The sequence below is a fragment of the Streptomyces sp. NPDC002564 genome (assembly GCF_042889645.1).
Lineage (GTDB): Bacteria > Actinomycetota > Actinomycetes > Streptomycetales > Streptomycetaceae > Streptomyces.
The window spans coordinates 94,648-111,860 of record NZ_JBIARE010000015.1 but is presented as its reverse complement, the minus strand read 5'-3'; the positions used below and the strand labels follow the sequence as shown (position 1 = coordinate 111,860).

Below are 17,213 nucleotides of genomic sequence, written 5' to 3'. Positions count from 1 at the left end.
TGGTAACCCGGGCCCCACCAGGGGTCAAGGGGTACGGACCGGCCGACCGTGCGCGCGATGCGAGAATCCCCGCATGGCGGAAATCATCCAGCGCGACGGGACCTGGACCTTCGACGGAGAGACGCTGCGCCTGGTGCCGGGCCGCGACAAGAACGTCTCCCTGTTGCGCAGGTCGCTCGGTGAACTGGCCGTCCCCCTGACGGCGTTGGCGGGCATCGCCTTCGAACAGGGCAAGAAGTCGGGCCGGTTGCGGCTGCGCCTGCGGGACGGCGCCGATCCGCTGCTCCAGGCGACCGGCGGAAAGCTGACGGACTCCGCGGACCCGTACCGGCTCACCGTCGAGCCGGACCGGTACGGCGTCGCGGAGTACCTGGTCGACGAGGTCCGCAACGCCCACCTGCTCGAACAGGTGCCGGCCGCGCCCTGCGACGCGTACCTCCTGACGGGCCCCCCGGTGCCGCTGTCCCACTCGGCCGGGGACGGCACGGCGAGCTTCGACGGGGAGACCGTCCGCCTGGAGTGGAACTGGAAGACGGAGGAGGCCAAGTCCGCGGCCGGCCCCCGTTCGCTCGCGCTCACCGAGGTCGCGGCGGTGGAGTGGCAGCCCGCGCTCGGCCTGGAGAACGGCTACCTGCGCTTCGCCGTGCGCAACGCGCCGACCAAGACCCCGCCGAAGTACGACCCGAACGCGGTCGAGCTGTGGGGCTTCAAGAAGGACCCGCTGATGGCGCTGGTGGCCGCGGCGGTCCAGGCCCGCCTGCCGCACCCCTCGGGCCCCGCCGCCCCCAAGACGCTCGCGCCGCCCGCCCCCGGGGCCGCCGCCCCGGCCGCGCAGCCCCCGGCCGACGACCACGACGCGCTGCTGCGCCGCCTGCGGGAGCTGGGCGAGCTGCACCGGGCCGGGATCCTCACGGACGAGGAGTTCTCGACGGCGAAGCAGGCGGTCCTGCGCCGCATGTGAGCGCGCCGGACGGGCACGCGGTGCGGTGCGCGCGTCCCGCGTGCGGACCCGGGCCCGCACGGAAGCGTCGTTTGCGCCACCCGGTGGCCCGTTCCGACACGACCCTGCCCGATTCCGGGCAGGATTCTTGCGAACGGTCATCCGATACCCCAGGATCGACGCATGCACGACGACCTGGTGGATCACCTCACCCGCAGCACCCCGCTCCAGCGGGGCGAAGCGCTGCGGGTCGTCCAGGACGTGCTCGCCTACTTCGACGAGACGACCGAGCAGTTCGTCCGTCGCCGCCACCGCGAACTGCAGGGTCAGGGCCTGCTGAACGCGGCGATCTTCCAACAGATCTCGGCGGACCTCGGGTACCGCGCGGTCGCCCCGCCGGAACTCACGCTGAGACAGCTGCGCCGCATCGTCTACGGCTGACCACGCCGGGACCGCGGCCCGCCAGGCCATCCCTCTACGACTAGGACACCCTCCATGTGCGGAATCGTCGGATATATCGGCAAGCGTGACGTCGCCCCGCTCCTCCTCGAAGGCCTCCAGCGCCTGGAGTACCGCGGCTACGACTCCGCGGGCATCGCCGTCACCTCCCCCAAGGCCACGGGCCTGAAGACGGTCAAGGCCAAGGGCCGCGTACGCGACCTGGAGGCCAAGGTGCCGGCCCGCTTCAAGGGCACGACGGGCATCGCCCACACCCGCTGGGCCACCCACGGCGCCCCCTCCGACGAGAACGCGCACCCCCACCTGTCCCAGGACGGCAAGGTCGCCGTCGTCCACAACGGCATCATCGACAACGCCTCCGAGCTGCGCGCCAAGCTCACCGCCGACGGCGTCGAGTTCCTCTCCGAGACGGACACCGAGGTCCTCACCCACCTCGTCGCCCGCGCCCAGGCCGACACCCTGGAGGAGAAGGTCCGCGAGGCGCTGCGGCACATCGAGGGCACGTACGGCATCGCCGTGCTGCACGCCGACTTCAACGACCGCATCGTGGTCGCCCGCAACGGCTCCCCCGTCGTCCTCGGCATCGGCGAGAAGGAGATGTTCGTCGCCTCGGACGTCGCCGCGCTCGTCTCGCACACCCGCCAGGTCGTCACCCTCGACGACGGCGAGATGGCCACGATCAAGGCCGACGACTACCGCACGTACACCACCGAGGGCTCCCGCACGACGGCATCGCCGACCACCGTGGAGTGGGAGGCCGAGTCGTACGACATGGGCGGCCACGACACGTACATGCACAAGGAGATCTTCGAGCAGCCCGACGCGGTCGACCGCGTGCTCCGCGGCCGCATCGACGACCGCTTCTCCACCGTGCACCTCGGTGGCCTGAACCTGGACGCGCACGACGCCCGCAAGGTGCGCCGCGTCAAGATCCTCGGCTGCGGCACCTCGTACCACGCGGGCATGATCGGCGCCCAGATGATCGAGGAGCTGGCCCGCATCCCCGCCGACGCGGAGCCCGCGAGCGAGTTCCGCTACCGCAACCCGGTGGTGGACCCCGACACCCTCTACATCGCCGTCTCGCAGTCCGGCGAGACCTACGACGTGCTCGCCGCCGTCCAGGAGCTCAAGCGCAAGGGCGCCCGCGTCCTCGGCGTGGTGAACGTGGTCGGCTCGGCGATCGCCCGCGAGGCGGACGCGGGCGTGTACGTCCACGCGGGCCCGGAGGTCTGCGTCGTCTCCACCAAGTGCTTCACCAACACCACCGTCGCCTTCGGCCTGCTCGCCCTGCACCTGGGCCGCATCCGCGACCTGTCGGTCTCCGACGGCAAGCGGATCATCGAGGGCCTGCGCAAGCTGCCCGGCCAGATCTCGGAGATCCTCAAGCAGGAGGACGAGATCAAGAAGATCGCCAAGCAGTACGCGGACGCCCGTTCGATGCTCTTCATCGGGCGCGTGCGCGGCTACCCCGTCGCCCGTGAGGCCTCCCTCAAGCTCAAGGAGGTCTCGTACATCCACGCCGAGGCCTACCCGGCCTCCGAGCTCAAGCACGGCCCGCTCGCGCTCATCGAGCCCGCGCTGCCGACGGTCGCGATCGTCCCGAACGACGACCTCCTGGAGAAGAACCGCGCCGCCCTGGAGGAGATCAAGGCCCGCAGCGGCAAGATCCTCGCGGTCGCGCACCAGGAGCAGGAGAAGGCCGACCAGACGATCGTCGTGCCGAAGAACGAGGACGAGCTGGACCCGATCCTCATGGGCATCCCGCTCCAACTCCTCGCGTACCACACGGCGCTGGCCCTGGGCCGGGACATCGACAAGCCGCGCAACCTCGCGAAGTCCGTCACCGTCGAGTAGCCGCCGCCCACCACGTGAACGACCCCCTGTGCGTGCCACCAGCACACAGGGGGTCGTTCCTGCAAGGGCCGGGGTCGCCCATTACCCCGGCCCGCGCCCGCTCCGGCCGGTGGCCGTCACCCCCCGGTCCGCGGGGCGCCCCGGGAGAGCCCTGAGCTCTGGGCCGGCGGCCGTCCGGATGACCCTTATGTACCCTTCACCAGGGCACATCGCACCTCTACGCGTGAGTAGATTTATCTGCCCGGAAGGGCAGCCCCGTACGGAAGTTGAGCATCCGTCACATGGGGAACCGTGCGCCTCGCCCGGAGCGGGCGGGTGTCGGGAAGAGCCGGGCGGGCGTCAGGGGATGACGATGACGGGCCGCTGCGCGCGCCGCGCGAGCCGTCCCGCGACGGAGCCGAAGATGCGGCCGACGATGCCGTGCGTGGAGCCGACGACGATCGCGTCCGCGCTGTACTCGCGGCCGACCTCCTCCAGCTCGTGGCAGATGTCGCCGCCGCGCTCGACGAGGATCCACGGCACCTCGGACAGATAGTCCGCGCAGGCCAGCTCCAGGCCGAGGACCTCGGTGCGGTGGTCCGGCACGTCCACGAAGACCGGCGGCTCGCAGCCCGCCCACACCGTGGTGGGCAGCCGGTTGGCGACGTGGACGATGATCAGGCCCGACCCGGAACGGTGGGCCAGGCCGATCGCGTAGGCGAGGGCCCGCTCACTGGACGTCGAGCCGTCGAAGCCGACGACGACGCCGTGCAGGAAGGCGGGATCGCAGGCGTGACGTGGTTCTTCCGCCGCTCGGGGGGTCGCTGTCGGATCGGCGACCTGCCGCTTGCGGTCCGCAGGTTCGGAGAATTCGTGACCGGCCATGGGTATCTCGGCGAAGGAGTCCTCTGTGGGAGGGTCGGCTTTTTCGGGTGATGCGAAGGTTCAGGACCTGGAAGGTCGTCCGGGAATCATCTTCCCAACCCCATACCCCCAAGGGTACGGCGACACTCCTCTCCTGCCCAGAGCCTGTGAAGGGCCCCGTACGGGGGCCGCGCCGGGCCCGTGTGCAGGGCCTCCCGGCGTTCACCGGAGCATGCACGAGCGTCGCCCGTATGGCAATGGTTGCTGCCTCCTACAGGCGGTTTGCCCACCCGTCCGGCGGCCATCCGGCCGCCTCCCCAGTGACCGGTGGCCGCACCACGCGTTGAACCCCCGTACGCCACCGCCACAGGGAGCACGCCGTGCCAGGACCTTCGACCGCGTCCCCACCCTCGACCCGCTTCCCGGCTTCACCCGAGCAAGCCCCGCCGGGCGCACACGCCCCGGCCCACCGCCGCAGGCGCCCGCACGAGGGGGCGCACGAGCGCCGCGCCGCCGGCGTTCCCGCGCCCCGCGCGCGGGAGCCGCAGACCGCGCCCCCGCAGGACTCCGCGAGCGACGTGGTCCGCTGGGCCGCGTTCAGCTGCGTGCTGGTCCCCGTCGTCCTCGTCGGATACGGGGGCTCGCTGGCCGGCGCCGCCGGTGCGGCGCTCGGCCTGGTGGCCGTCACCGGCGTCTGCCGGGTGCTCCTGCGGCAGTCCGAACGGGGCGCCGCGCGACTGCTTGCAGAACAGAACACGGAACAGCGCGCGGAGCGGCGCACCGAGCAGCACAACGGGCATCGCGGACGGCGCGGCAGGGCGGCTCAGGGGGCGCACAGGGGCACTCGTCAGAGTGCCGACAGCGCGCCGGTGGACTGACTGATTCACACACGCGCGCCCGTAGGTTTTCAGCCAACTTCCGGGGGGCCTGGATTCCTTGGCCGAACGCCCCCTCAACCCCCGTCCGACCAGGGCTGAAAGGTGCCCCTGGGCCGCCCGCACCCTACGGGGACCGGCCATGGAGCCAAGGCGCACTTCCCAGCAAGCCGCCCAAGTGCCACGCTTCGTGATCGAATGCTTCACGCCAAGTTGCCATGTCGACAATCTGCCGAGTGATGAACTGGTCACCCCGGCAGCACGGGACGCAGTAGATTCGATCTTGACTGTATTACGGCGGGGGACTGGTGGAGGACCGAGGGGAAACGTGCAGGAGCGACAAGCCAGGCAAGCGCGTCAAGCACGTCAGGCACGTCAGGAACAGGGAGCCGCGACGCCCGAGGGGGGTTTAGCACCATGAGCCACGACTCCACTGCCGCGCCGGAGGTTGCGGCTCGCAAACTCTCGGGGCGGCGCCGCCGGGAGATCGTAGCGGTGCTGCTCTTCAGCGGCGGTCCCATCTTCGAGAGTTCCATACCGCTCTCCGTGTTCGGCATTGACCGGCAGGACGCTGGAGTGCCCCGGTACCGGCTGCTCGTGTGCGCCGGCGAGGAGGGACCGCTGCGGACCACCGGCGGGCTCGAACTCACCGCGCCACAGGGGCTGGAGGCGATCGGCAGGGCCGGCACCGTCGTCGTCCCGGCCTGGCGTTCGATCACGTCGCCACCGCCGCCGGAAGCGCTCGACGCGCTGCGTCGCGCGCACGAGGAGGGCGCCCGCATCGTGGGGCTGTGCACCGGCGCGTTCGTGCTCGCCGCGGCCGGCCTGCTCGACGGCCGCCCGGCGACCACCCACTGGATGTACGCGCCGACGCTCGCGAAGCGCTATCCGTCCGTCCACGTGGATCCGCGCGAGCTGTTCGTCGACGACGGGGACGTCCTGACGAGCGCCGGCACCGCGGCCGGAATTGATCTCTGTCTGCACATCGTGCGCACGGACCACGGCAACGAGGCGGCGGGCGCGCTCGCCCGCAGGCTCGTGGTGCCGCCGCGCCGGGCCGGCGGCCAGGAGCGCTATCTCGACAGGTCTTTACCGGAGGAGATCGGCGCCGACCCGCTGGCCGAGGTCGTCGCCTGGGCGCTGGAGCACCTCCACGAGCAGTTCGACGTGGAGACGCTGGCCGCGCGCGCCTACATGAGCAGGCGGACCTTCGACCGCAGGTTCCGCTCGCTCACCGGCAGCGCGCCGCTGCAGTGGCTGATCACCCAGCGGGTGCTGCAGGCGCAGCGGCTCCTGGAGACCTCCGACTACTCCGTCGACGAGGTGGCGGGCCGTTGCGGCTTCCGCTCGCCGGTGGCGCTGCGGGGGCACTTCCGGCGGCAGCTCGGCTCCTCGCCCGCCGCCTACCGGGCCGCGTACCGCGCCCGCAGGCCGCAGGGCGAGCGGGCGCTGGAGTCGGTGTCGGCGACCGCGCAGGCCGTTCCCACGCTGGTGGAGGCCGGTCCGGTGCCGAGCCAGAGCCGGCGTACGGCGGCGGCGAGTGCGCTCGGCCCGTCGGCTTCGGTGCCCACAGAGGCCGGCAAACCGCACTCCGACGTCTACGCGCCAGGGCGTGCGCCCCTGCCCGGTCAGAGGAGCGCGCCGTAGGGTAAGACGCATGAACGATCGCATGGTGTGGATCGACTGCGAGATGACCGGGCTCTCGTTGACGGACGACGCACTTATCGAGGTGGCCGCACTGGTCACCGACTCGGAACTGAACGTGCTCGGCGAAGGGGTGGACATCGTGATCCGCCCGCCGGACGCGGCGCTGGAGACCATGCCCGAGGTGGTGCGCACCATGCACACCTCCTCGGGGCTCCTCGACGAGCTGGCCGGCGGCACCACGCTGGCCGACGCCGAGGAGCAGGTCCTGGCGTACGTACGTGAGCACGTCAAGGAGCCGCGGAAGGCTCCCCTGTGCGGAAACTCCGTCGGCACGGACCGCGGCTTCCTGCTGCGGGACATGCGGACGCTGGAGGAGTACCTCCACTACCGGATCGTCGACGTCTCCTCGATCAAGGAGCTCGCCCGGCGCTGGTACCCGAGGGCGTACTTCAACAGTCCGGACAAGAACGGCAACCACCGGGCGCTGGCCGACATCCGCGAATCCATCGCGGAGCTGCGCTACTACCGCGAGGCGATCTTCGTCCCGCAGCCCGGGCCGGACTCGGACACCGCGAAGTCGATCGCGGCCAAGCACGTCCTGCCTGCGGAGTAGCCCCGCGGAGCCCCTGTGTACGGGGTCCGGAAAACGTGTGCGCGAGCACCCCTTCGGACCCTGTACACTTTTTCTCGGCCGGTCGGAAGAACGACAAAAGACCGGACATGGTGGGTGTAGCTCAGTTGGTAGAGCACCTGGTTGTGGTCCAGGTGGCCGCGGGTTCAAGTCCCGTCACTCACCCTGAACGATCAGGGCCCGGTCTGCGAGAGCAGACCGGGCCTTTTTCGTGTCCCGCTCCGGAGACCTCCGGGTGCAGGCTCTGGCTCGCCAGCCGAGGCCTCGGGCCCGCCACCTACGCCGCAGGCCTCTTGACGTGCGCCATAGGCTGGCGAGACGGCAGCGCACCGCCTCTTGCGAGGGAGCAGGTATGGACAGCCACGACGAGCTCAGCCTCGGAGAACGCATCAGGGCCCTACGCGAGTCACGAGGCCTGTCCCGCCCCCAATTGGCGCAGTTGTGCGGCCGTGGCCCCGACTGGCTGAAGAAGATCGAGAGCGGGGAGCGCCCGCTTCGTGATCACACACTGCTTCTGCGCCTGGGTGCCGCTCTCCAGGTAGCCGACCTCGCTGTACTGACCGGCTCGGCGGACGGTCCGGCCCAGCCGATCCCGCTGGGCCGGCTCTCGCATCCGGGTATACCGGAGGTATGGGCAGCCGTGATGAACCGCGCCCTGGCACCCGTGCCGCCCTCGGCCACACAGCCGGACCCGGCCCTCCTGCAGGGCCGGGTAGACCAGTCGTGGGCGCTGTGGCACACGAGCGGCTACAACCGGAGCGAGGTTGGTGCTCTGCTGCCCGCACTGATCCGTGACGGCGAGGCCGCCGTCCGAGGTCTCGACGGCGAGCAGCGCCGCGTGGCCCTTGTCGCACTGTCCGACATCTACCGTCTGACGGGGCAGACCACCGCATACATCGCACCGGCCGAACTCGCCTGGGTCGTGGCCGACCGGGCGCTCGCCGCGGCGCAGGACGCGGATCAGCCTGCCGCGATCGCCGCTGCGGCATGGAACATGGGCAACATCCTTCGGGAAACGTCCTATCCGGATGAGGCGTTGCGAGTCGTGGACGAAGCCGCCGATCTGATTCGCCCACACCTCGACGAGGCTCCCGAAGACTGGCGTGGAATCTACGGCGCGCTACAGCTGCACGCTGCGGTGACTGTGGCACGTGAAGGGCGAGAAGGCGACGCGTGGCGGTACTGGGACAAGGGTGACGAGGTGGCGAAGTCGCTGCCCGCGTCGTATGTCCACTCCTCCACCGTGTTCGGCAGGGCCAATGTGGATTTCCACGCGGTGAGCGTGGCAACCGACCTGCGCAAGGCGCAGAAGGCGATCGGCCTGGCCGAAGACATTGACCCGGATGTCATGCCGTCCCGGGAACGTCGGGCCCGCTTGTGGGTGGAAGTCGCTCGTGGCCATCTGCAACGCGGCGACCGAACAGCCGCGTTGCACGTCATGAAAATGGCCCGGGAGATCGCCGCCGAGACGGTGTCGTACACACCGTCGGCGCGGCAGGCCGTGGCCGAGCTGTGGCGCAGCGCACCACGCGCGATGCGGAAGGAAGCGGGCGCGCTCGCTGCAGGGGTAGGCATCGTGACCAGCTGAACGAGGGGGACAGCCTGGGACAGGGGGACAATCTGTCCCTCTTCAGCACCGCTCGTGGCCCTACGGTTCTGGTTCCGCCGAACCGAGGGGGTTTCCCGTGAGGCTGCACGCATCCACGCACCGCAGTGAGCCACTGTCCATCGACGACGAGCTCCGCGGAAGAGTCCCTTACGGCGAAGGTCGAGCACAGACTGGTGGCGCGCTGTGAACGGCGTGGACACGGCGGCCGCCTTCGACTGGCTCGCGCACGCACAGGATGAACCACGACAGGCCCACCGGGAATGGGCGGAGGCGGGATTCGCGCTCCTGCCGCTCGGCAGCACGTTCAACTGCGTGCTCCTGCCCGGGCGGCTGGTCCGAGCCGCTGCGGGGACGAGTGACCCCGAGATCTTGATCGCGATGCTCGCCGAGCTCCTGGACGGGCCGGTGATCCACAACGCGGCGCAGCACGCCTACTACGCGCTCGTCGAGCCCACCGACCGGTGGTCGTACCGCGGCGTGGTGGCCATGCTCGGCGAGGGCTCCTACCTCAGCGTGCCCGCCGGCGACATGCGCGGTCCGACGGGCCTGCACTGGGCGGTACTGCCCCGGGCCGTCGGTGACCTGTGTGCGATCGAGGGCGTCGCGGCCCTGATCGAGTCAGCACGGACGGGGGAGCCCCGGTGACCATCGCCGAGGCGATCGATGCGGCGCGCCGCGCCCAGGACGTCTATGTACTCCATCTGCACCACATCGACGCCTGCGCCGCCTGTCAGGCACTGTCGGACTGCGCGCAGGGTGCCCGGATCCGGCGTGCTCTGCGGGCCGCCCGCGCGGCCGCCCGGCCGCAGGGGCACGGAAGCGGAGGCGCGACATGAGCGCGCTGAGGGCCGCGGCCCGCCACAGCAAGGGAGCGGGACGCGCGGCCGGGTACTGCTGGGCACGCGACCCCCGGGAGCCGGGACTCTGCACCTCGCCGCCCGGCCACAGGGCCGCTACGCGAAGGCCGAGCCCCGTGACCGAGCGACGTCGGCGGCCCGGGCGGCGGGCCGCCGGACGCCGTGCGGTCCGCCCGGTCCGCTCATTCCGTGCGACGACGCCGATAGCGGCGGGCCGCCCAGATACCGACCACCAACCCGGGCACCAGGCAGCTCAGGAGGTTCACGGTGCCGCCGCGCCCCTCCAGCGCCCAGATTCCCACCAAGAGCAGGAGGCCGGTACAGACGAGCGTGACCAGCACGCCGATCGCCATTTCGGTCCACCACTGACGAGAGGTGTATGCGGGGTGCACTGTCAGCCCTTACTTGGTGATGAAGTGGCACTGCACCGCTTTGCGGCTGCCGTTGATGAACAGCTGCGCGCAGGCCTTTCCGTACTTGGGCAGCGTATGCGCCCCGACCTTGTAGGTGGGGAACGTCCCCGTGTAGCACTTCGTCCGCAGCGGCCCCCGCTTGATCTTGTACGTCTTGCCCGCGGTGTCGGCGTAGTGGAATTCGAGGCGCGCGTTGCAGAACCGCGAACCGAGCGCGGCCGGGCCCACACAGTCCACACCGGCCAGCTGGCTGCTGACCTTCTTCCCCGAGCCCTTGACCGAGTGGGTCAGAAAGCAGCCGGAGGGCACCTTGATGGTCACTCCTCCGTGCGAGTACGTGAAGACGCCGAGGGCCGTCGAGCCGGTGGCCGACCGCAGCGCCCCGTCCGGCAGCTCGGAATAGTCGGGAGCCTTTACTTCCTCTTCCTCTTCCGGAGTCACTTCTTCACCGGGCACGTCTTCGATGACGACGTCGTCGGCAAGGACCTCGCCCGAATAGTCGGACGGAATGTCGTCTGACGCGTGAGCCGGCGAAGTGCCGACAGCGATCAGAGCGGCGGCGGAAACACCGGCCATGGCGACAGCAGAAAATGCGCGCACGGGAACCCCCCATAGGTCTGCGCGGAACAGGTCGGGGGAGAACCTAACGATCTTCTACAAGCGTGTCGAACTTCGACGGGCGGTCCACACCTTGAGACGTGGCGTCGACCAGGTGAGTGGGTCCGGCCCCGCGGAGGCCGGCGGCTGCCCAACGCTCAGAGCCCCAGACACATTTGGGCCACCTTCTCCTTGGTCTTGCCTTTGCCCGCCCTTTGCCCGTGCATGTGACGAGGGTCATGTTCGCCGCACCCCGGCACCGGAGCCCCGGCCCCGACGACACTCAGGACGACGCCCGCGTCACCAGTTCCGTGGGCAGCACGATCTGTGGGCGGTTCGGGCGGGCGTTCACCGGGACCGGGGGGTGCGGGCCCGCGGGGCGGGCGCCCGCCCGTTCCGCCGCCTCGGCGATCTCCGCGAGCAGGAGGTCCGTCATCGTGCGGCCCATCTCCGTGATCGGCTGGCGCACGCTGGTCAGGGGCGGGTCCATGTGACGGGCGATCGCCGAGTCGTCGAAGCCGACCAGGGCGACGTCCCGCGGTATCCGGCGACCCGCCGCGCGCAGCACCTGACGGGCGCCCGCCGCCATCACGTCCGAGCCCGCGAACACCGCGTCCAGGGCCGGGGCGCGCTCCAGGAGCTCCGTCATCGCGCGGCGTCCGCCCTCCTCGGTGAAGTCGCCCTGCACGATCAACGTCTCGTCGACCGGGTGACCGGCCTCCGTCAGGGCGTCGCGGTAGCCGTCCAGGCGGCGCTGGGCGCCGTAGACGTCGAGACGGCCGGTGATCGTGGCTATGGTGCGCCGGCCGCGGGCCAGGAGGTGGGCCACGGCCGCCCGCGCGCCCGCGAAGTTGTCCGAGTCCACCGAGGCCAGCGTCTCCCCCGCCGACCTGCGGCCGCTGATCACCGCGGGGATGTCGAGCTGCTCCAGAAGGTCGGGCAGCGGGTCGTCCGCGTGCACCGAGACCAGCAGGACACCGTCCACGCGGTGCGCCGCCAGGTACTGCGCCAGGCGCCTGCGCTCGCGGTCGCCGCCCGCGAAGGTCAGCAGCAGCTGCATGTCCGTATCGGCGAGCGCCTGGCCCACGCCGTGCAGGATGTCCGAGAAGTACGGCTCGGCGAAGAAGCGCGACTCCGGCTCGGGCACCACGACCGCGATCGAGTCCGTGCGGTTCGCCGCGAGCGCCCGGGCCGCCGTGTTCGGAACATAGCCGAGCTCGGCCACCGCCTCCTCGACCGCCGCACGGGTGCGCTCACTCACCCGCGGCGAGCCGTTGATCACCCGGGACACGGTGCCGCGCCCCACCCCGGCGCGGGCCGCCACCTCCTCGAGCGTGGGCCGCCCACCCCTGCGCCCCCTGGGCTGACCAGTCCCCATCTGTGCCTCCCATCGACGCGAATGTAACAGCCGGTCCCGGGTCGGCCACCCGCCCGTCCGGGCACCGGCCACCGCCCGCCGGACGCCTTCAACTCTTGGCGTCCGCCGCCTTGACACCCCCGCGGCGAGCCGCGACTCTTCAAGACATCACACATGGGAGCGCTCCCACCGTACCTGGCCCTTACACGACCCGCACGTCCCCCGCCCCCGTCCGACAGCCGCAACTCGCAGTCCCAGCACCACAGTTGACCGAGGGCGGTCGGCACGTCAGGGCACGAGGAGGACGCAATGCGCCACAGGACCCGTACGTACCGCAGGGTGACGGTCCTCGCGGCCGCCACCGCCCTCGCCGCCGGCCTGCTGGCCGGCTGCGCCGAGGACAAGGACGAGCCCGGCGGCTCGGCCGAGGGCGGTGGAGGCGGCGGCAAGGGCAAGACGACGCTCACGGTCGGCGTCTTCGGAGCCTTCGGCCTCCAGGAGGCCGGTCTGTACAAGGAGTACGAGAAGCTCAACCCCGACATCACCATCAAGCAGAACTCCGTGCAGCGCAACGAGAACTACTGGCCCGCGCTGCTCACCCACCTCAGCAGCGGCAGCGGCCTCTCCGACATCCAGGCCGTCGAGGTCGGCAACATCGCCGAGCTGACCACCACGCACTCCGCCAAGCTGATGGACCTCGGCAAGGTCTCCGGTGTCGACAAGAACGACTTCCTGGACTGGAAGTGGCAGCAGGGCACGAGCAAGGACGGCCGGACGATCGGGCTCGGCACGGACATCGGCCCGACCGGCATCTGTTACCGCAAGGACCTCTTCAAGAAGGCCGGCCTGCCCACCGACCGCGCCGAGGTCGGCAAGCTCTGGGCGGGCGACTGGGACAAGTACCTCGCCGCGGGCAAGCGTTACCAGGCCAAGGCGCCCGACGGCACCCACTTCGTGGACGGCGCGACCGGCGTGATGGCCGCCGTGCACGCCTCGGGCAAGGAGAAGTTCTACGACAAGGACGGGGAGCTGATCTACAAGGACAGCGCCACGGTGAAGGAGGGCTGGGACCTCGCCGCCCAGTTCGCCGAGGACGGCCTGACCGCCAAGCTCCAGCAGTTCCAGCCCAGTTGGGACCAGGCCATCTCCAACGGCTCGTTCGCCACGATCACCTGCCCGCCCTGGATGCTCGGCTACATCAAGGACAAGGCGGGCGACAAGGGCGAGGACAAGTGGGACGTGGCCCCCTCGCCCCGGCCCGGCAACTGGGGCGGCTCCTTCCTGACCGTGCCCGAGGCCGGCAAGAACAAGGAGGAGGCCGCCAAGCTGGCCGCCTGGCTGACCGAGCCCAAGCAGCTCGCCACCCTCTTCGACGAGCGCGCCAGCTTCCCGAGCGCCGACGCCGCCTACGACCTGCCCGAGGTCAAGGACGCCAAGAACCCCTACTTCGGCGACGCACCCGTCGGACAGATCTTCTCCCGGGCCGCCGAGGGCGTGCCGGTCCAGCCCATCGGCCCCAAGGACGGAATCATCTCCCAGTACCTGGCCGACACCGGGATGCTCGGCGTCGACCAGAAGGGAACCGCTCCCGACAAGGCCTGGGACAAGGCCGTGAAGACGATCGACAACGCTTTGGACCAGTGACCGGGATGACGAGCGACGCCAGCACCGCCGCGCCCTCCCAGGAGGAGGGCGCGGCCCCCCGCGACCGGGCCCCCGCGCGGTCCGCCGACGAGCGCCGCCGGGAGCGGCGCAGCCGCCGCTACCGCTGGGACGTGAAGTGGAGTCCCTACGCGCTGGTCGCCCCCTTCTTCCTCTTCTTCGTCGCCTTCGGGCTCTTCCCGCTGCTCTACACGGGGTGGGCCTCGCTGCACCGGGTGGAGCTGGGCACCCCCACCGACATGGAGTGGGTGGGGCTGCGCAACTTCTCCCGGCTCTGGGACGACGAGTTCTTCTGGAACGCGCTGCGCAACACCTTCACCATCGGGCTCCTGTCCACCGTGCCCCAGCTCCTGATGGCGCTGGGCCTGGCCCATCTGCTCAACTACCGGCTGCGCGGCTCGATGTTCTTCCGGGTCGCGATCCTCACGCCGTACGCCACGTCGGTGGCCGCGGCGACGCTGGTGTTCGTGCTCATGTTCAGCCGGACCGACCACGGGCTGATCAACTGGGGGCTCGGGCTCGTCGGCGTGGACGCGGTCGACTGGCAGAACGGCAACTGGACCGCGCGGTTCGCCGTGTCCTCCATCGTGATCTGGCGGTGGACGGGCTACAACGCGCTCATCTATCTGGCCGCGATGCAGGCCATCCCGCACGACCTGTACGAGTCGGCGGCCCTGGACGGCGCGAGCCGCTGGCAGCAGTTCCGGCACGTCACGATCCCTTCGCTGCGGCCGACGATCCTGTTCACCTGTGTCGTCTCGACGATCGGGGCCACCCAGCTGTTCGGTGAGCCGCTGCTGTTCAGCCAGGGCGCGAGCCCCACCGGGGGCTCCGACCATCAGTTCCAGACGCTGGGCCTCTATCTGTACGAGCAGGGCTGGTTCAACCAGCACCTGGGCCGGTCCTCGGCGATCGCCTGGACGATGTTCCTGATCCTCGTGCTGATCGGGCTCGTCAACTGGGCCGTCGGCCGCCGGATCCGCAAGAGCGCGTGAGGGGATGACGTGACGACCACTCTGTCCACCAGGCCGCGCAAGCGGGGCGCGGGACGCCAGCTGCACGGCGGCAAGGTGACGTACGCCGTGCTGATCCTCTTCACCGTCGGCTCGCTCTTCCCGCTGGTGTGGACCGCCATCGCGGCCTCGCGCAACAACACCCGGCTCGCCGAGACACCTCCGCCCTTCTGGTTCGGCGGCAACCTCTTCAAGAACCTGGAGATCGCCTGGACCGACGCCAACATGGGCACGGCCCTGCTCAACACGCTGGTGGTGGCGGGTTCCATCACCGTCGGCACCGTGCTCTTCTCGACTCTCGCGGGCTTCGCCTTCGCCAAGCTCCGCTTCCGCTTCCGCGGCTTCCTGCTGCTCCTGGTGATCGGCACGATGATGGTGCCGCCCCAGCTCAGCGTGGTCCCGCTGTTCATGGTGGTGGCCGACCTCGGCTGGACCGACCAGCTGCAGTCCGTCATCCTGCCGACCCTGGTCAGCGCCTTCGGGGTGTTCTTCATGCGGCAGTACCTCAAGGAGGCGCTGCCCACCGAGCTGATCGAGGCGGCCCGGATGGACGGGGCGAGCAGCTGGCGGGTGATCTGGCACGTGGTCTTCCCGGCCGCGCGCCCCGCGATGGCGGTCCTCGGCATGCTCACCTTCGTCATGGCGTGGAACGACTTCTTCTGGCCGATCATCGCCCTGACCCAGGAGGGCGAGCCGACCGTGCAGGTGGCGCTCGCCGGGCTGGGCCGCGGGGCCATCCCGGACCAGTCGGTGATCATGGCGGGCGCGCTGCTCGGCACGCTGCCGCTGCTGATCGCCTTCATGCTGTTCGGCAAACAGATCGTGGGCGGGATCATGCAGGGCGCGGTCAAGGGCTGAGCCCCTCCCCCGGCGCCCGACTCGTCAACTCCCCCTTTCCGTACGACCCATGGGAGCGCTCCTATGCCTTCGACCTCTGCGAGTCCCGCCTTTCCCGACGGCTTCCTGTGGGGTGCCGCGACCGCCGCGTACCAGATCGAGGGGGCGGCGCGGGAGGACGGCCGCACGCCTTCCATCTGGGACACCTTCAGCCACACGCCCGGCAAGGTGCTCGGCGGGGACACCGGTGACGTGGCCGTCGACCACTACCACCGATGGCGCGACGACGTACGCCTGATGGCGGATCTGGGCCTGTCCGCGTACCGCTTCTCGGTGTCCTGGTCGCGGGTGCAGCCCACCGGGCGCGGGCCCGCCGTGCAGCGCGGGCTCGACTTCTACCGGGCGCTCGTCGACGAGCTGCTCGCGCACGGCATCCGGCCGATGGTCACCCTCTACCACTGGGACCTGCCGCAGGAGCTGGAGGACGCCTTCCCCAGCGGCTCGGCGGCGGGCGGCGGGTGGCCGGAGCGGGACACCGCCCACCGCTTCGCGGAGTACGCCGGGATGGTGGGCGGGGCGCTCGGGGACCGCGTGGAGATGTGGTCGACGCTGAACGAGCCGTGGTGCAGCGCCTTCCTCGGCTACGGCTCGGGGGTGCACGCCCCGGGCCGCACCGACCCCGCGGCGGCCCTGCGGGCGGCTCACCATCTCAACCTCGCGCACGGCCTGGGCACGCAGGCGCTGCGCGGCGTCCTGCCGGGGCGGGCGCGGATCGGTGTCAGCCTCAATCCGAGCGCGGTGCGCCCGCTCACCCCCTCGGCCGCCGACCAGGACGCGCGGCGCCGGATCGACGCCCTGGCCAACCGGGTCTTCACCGGGCCGATGCTGCGCGGCACGTACGACGACGATCTGCTGGCGGACACCGCGCACGTCACGGACTGGTCCTTCGTGCGGGACGACGACCTGCGCGTGATCCGCCGGCCGCTGGATTTCCTCGGCATCAACTACTACGCCCCCTCTGTCGTGTCGGCCGCGGCCGACGACGGCTCCGGCCGGCCGCGCCCCGACGGGCACGGCGCGAGCAGCCACTCCCCCTGGCCGGGCGCCGACGAGCACGTCACCTTCCACCGGGCGCCCGGTGAACTCACCGCCATGGACTGGCCGGTGGATCCGACCGGCCTCAAGGACCTTCTCCTTGAGTACACCGCTCAGGCCCCCGGGGTTCCCCTTTATGTGACGGAGAACGGCGCGGCCTACGACGACAAGCCGAACGCCGCAGGTCAGGTGCACGATCCCGACCGGATCCGCTATCTGCACGGCCACCTCGCCGCCGTGCAGGAGGCGATCGCGGCGGGTGCCGACGTGCGCGGCTACTACCTCTGGTCACTGCTCGACAACTTCGAATGGGCGTACGGCTACAGCAAGCGGTTCGGTGCGGTCTACGTGGACTACGAGACGCAGGCCCGCATCCCGAAGTCCAGCGCCCACTGGTACGCCGGGGTCGCCGCCGCCGGCGAGCTGCCCCCGGAGAGCGCGCTGGACTGACCCGGGCGGCCCCGGGGTGCCGGGAGCCGAGTGGCAGACCCCCACTCGGCTCCTTAGTTTTCGGATATGCGAAA

The 17,213-nt window shown here is 70.6% G+C and carries 17 protein-coding genes and 1 tRNA gene; 14 read left to right on the top strand and 4 right to left on the bottom strand.

Features of this window, described 5'->3' with window-relative positions:
• Positions 1–73 precede the first annotated feature (73 nt).
• The 3 genes from ACFYXE_RS34905 to glmS all read left to right on the top strand — a co-directional run bounded on the left by ACFYXE_RS34905 (position 74) and on the right by glmS (position 3,253).
• Positions 74–961 carry a DUF4429 domain-containing protein gene (locus tag ACFYXE_RS34905; protein ID WP_389319565.1) on the top strand — a complete coding sequence of 296 codons (888 nt, stop codon included), beginning with the start codon at positions 74–76 and terminating at the stop codon, positions 959–961.
• Between the two features lie 162 nt (positions 962–1,123).
• Complete coding sequence (locus ACFYXE_RS34900; protein ID WP_361178721.1) at positions 1,124–1,381, top strand: hypothetical protein; 258 nt, start codon at positions 1,124–1,126, stop codon at positions 1,379–1,381.
• A gap of 54 nt (positions 1,382–1,435) precedes the next feature.
• A complete protein-coding gene (glmS, locus tag ACFYXE_RS34895) occupies positions 1,436–3,253 on the top strand; it encodes a glutamine--fructose-6-phosphate transaminase (isomerizing) (RefSeq protein WP_389319562.1) in 1,818 nt (605 codons plus the stop codon).
• Positions 3,254–3,592: 339 nt separating this feature from the next.
• On the opposite strand, the gene ACFYXE_RS34890 is transcribed toward glmS, so the two are convergent.
• Complete coding sequence (locus tag ACFYXE_RS34890) at positions 3,593–4,117, bottom strand: universal stress protein (RefSeq protein ID WP_361178717.1); 525 nt, start codon at positions 4,115–4,117, stop codon at positions 3,593–3,595.
• A gap of 359 nt (positions 4,118–4,476) precedes the next feature.
• Here ACFYXE_RS34890 and ACFYXE_RS34885 point away from each other — a divergent pair, with 359 nt between their 5' ends.
• The 7 genes from ACFYXE_RS34885 to ACFYXE_RS34855 all read left to right on the top strand — a co-directional run bounded on the left by ACFYXE_RS34885 (position 4,477) and on the right by ACFYXE_RS34855 (position 9,694).
• Positions 4,477–4,974, top strand: coding sequence for a hypothetical protein (locus ACFYXE_RS34885; protein WP_389319560.1), 498 nt, complete (start codon positions 4,477–4,479; stop codon positions 4,972–4,974).
• A gap of 414 nt (positions 4,975–5,388) precedes the next feature.
• Complete coding sequence (locus ACFYXE_RS34880; RefSeq protein WP_361172802.1) at positions 5,389–6,618, top strand: helix-turn-helix domain-containing protein; 1,230 nt, start codon at positions 5,389–5,391, stop codon at positions 6,616–6,618.
• A gap of 10 nt (positions 6,619–6,628) precedes the next feature.
• Positions 6,629–7,231, top strand: a complete 603-nt coding sequence (gene orn / locus ACFYXE_RS34875; protein WP_361172804.1) for an oligoribonuclease — start codon at positions 6,629–6,631, stop codon at positions 7,229–7,231.
• 110 nt (positions 7,232–7,341) lie between these two features.
• Positions 7,342–7,414, top strand: a tRNA-His gene (locus ACFYXE_RS34870).
• A 187-nt stretch (positions 7,415–7,601) separates the two neighbouring features.
• Positions 7,602–8,837, top strand: a complete 1,236-nt coding sequence (locus ACFYXE_RS34865; RefSeq protein ID WP_389319557.1) for a helix-turn-helix domain-containing protein — start codon at positions 7,602–7,604, stop codon at positions 8,835–8,837.
• A 204-nt stretch (positions 8,838–9,041) separates the two neighbouring features.
• Positions 9,042–9,503 (top strand): hypothetical protein, encoded by a 462-nt coding sequence (locus tag ACFYXE_RS34860; protein WP_389319555.1) that lies wholly within the window; start codon positions 9,042–9,044, stop codon positions 9,501–9,503.
• Positions 9,500–9,694 carry a hypothetical protein gene (locus ACFYXE_RS34855; protein WP_389319553.1) on the top strand — a complete coding sequence of 65 codons (195 nt, stop codon included), beginning with the start codon at positions 9,500–9,502 and terminating at the stop codon, positions 9,692–9,694. Before ACFYXE_RS34860 ends, ACFYXE_RS34855 begins: the two co-directional genes overlap by 4 nt.
• Before the next feature lie 203 nt (positions 9,695–9,897).
• Here ACFYXE_RS34855 and ACFYXE_RS34850 read toward each other — a convergent pair whose 3' ends face one another.
• The 3 genes from ACFYXE_RS34850 to ACFYXE_RS34840 form a co-directional block, all read right to left on the bottom strand.
• Positions 9,898–10,068 carry a hypothetical protein gene (locus ACFYXE_RS34850; RefSeq protein WP_389319551.1) on the bottom strand — a complete coding sequence of 57 codons (171 nt, stop codon included), beginning with the start codon at positions 10,066–10,068 and terminating at the stop codon, positions 9,898–9,900.
• A gap of 48 nt (positions 10,069–10,116) precedes the next feature.
• Positions 10,117–10,728, bottom strand: a complete 612-nt coding sequence (locus tag ACFYXE_RS34845; RefSeq protein ID WP_389319549.1) for a hypothetical protein — start codon at positions 10,726–10,728, stop codon at positions 10,117–10,119.
• Positions 10,729–11,008: 280 nt separating this feature from the next.
• Entirely contained in the window at positions 11,009–12,103 is a 1,095-nt protein-coding gene (locus ACFYXE_RS34840; RefSeq protein WP_389319547.1) for a LacI family DNA-binding transcriptional regulator, read from the bottom strand.
• Between the two features lie 288 nt (positions 12,104–12,391).
• On the opposite strand from ACFYXE_RS34840, the gene ACFYXE_RS34835 reads away from it, so the two are divergent.
• The 4 genes from ACFYXE_RS34835 (at position 12,392) to ACFYXE_RS34820 (ending at position 17,139) form a co-directional block, all read left to right on the top strand.
• The gene (locus tag ACFYXE_RS34835) at positions 12,392–13,726 is read left to right on the top strand and encodes an ABC transporter substrate-binding protein (RefSeq protein WP_389319545.1); all 1,335 of its coding nucleotides are present in this window, start codon (positions 12,392–12,394) and stop codon (positions 13,724–13,726) included.
• A gap of 5 nt (positions 13,727–13,731) precedes the next feature.
• Positions 13,732–14,739 (top strand): sugar ABC transporter permease, encoded by a 1,008-nt coding sequence (locus ACFYXE_RS34830; protein ID WP_361172828.1) that lies wholly within the window; start codon positions 13,732–13,734, stop codon positions 14,737–14,739.
• A 9-nt stretch (positions 14,740–14,748) separates the two neighbouring features.
• Positions 14,749–15,615 (top strand): carbohydrate ABC transporter permease, encoded by an 867-nt coding sequence (locus ACFYXE_RS34825; protein ID WP_361172831.1) that lies wholly within the window; start codon positions 14,749–14,751, stop codon positions 15,613–15,615.
• A gap of 63 nt (positions 15,616–15,678) precedes the next feature.
• Positions 15,679–17,139 (top strand): glycoside hydrolase family 1 protein, encoded by a 1,461-nt coding sequence (locus ACFYXE_RS34820; protein ID WP_389319542.1) that lies wholly within the window; start codon positions 15,679–15,681, stop codon positions 17,137–17,139.
• Positions 17,140–17,213: the final 74 nt, after the last annotated feature.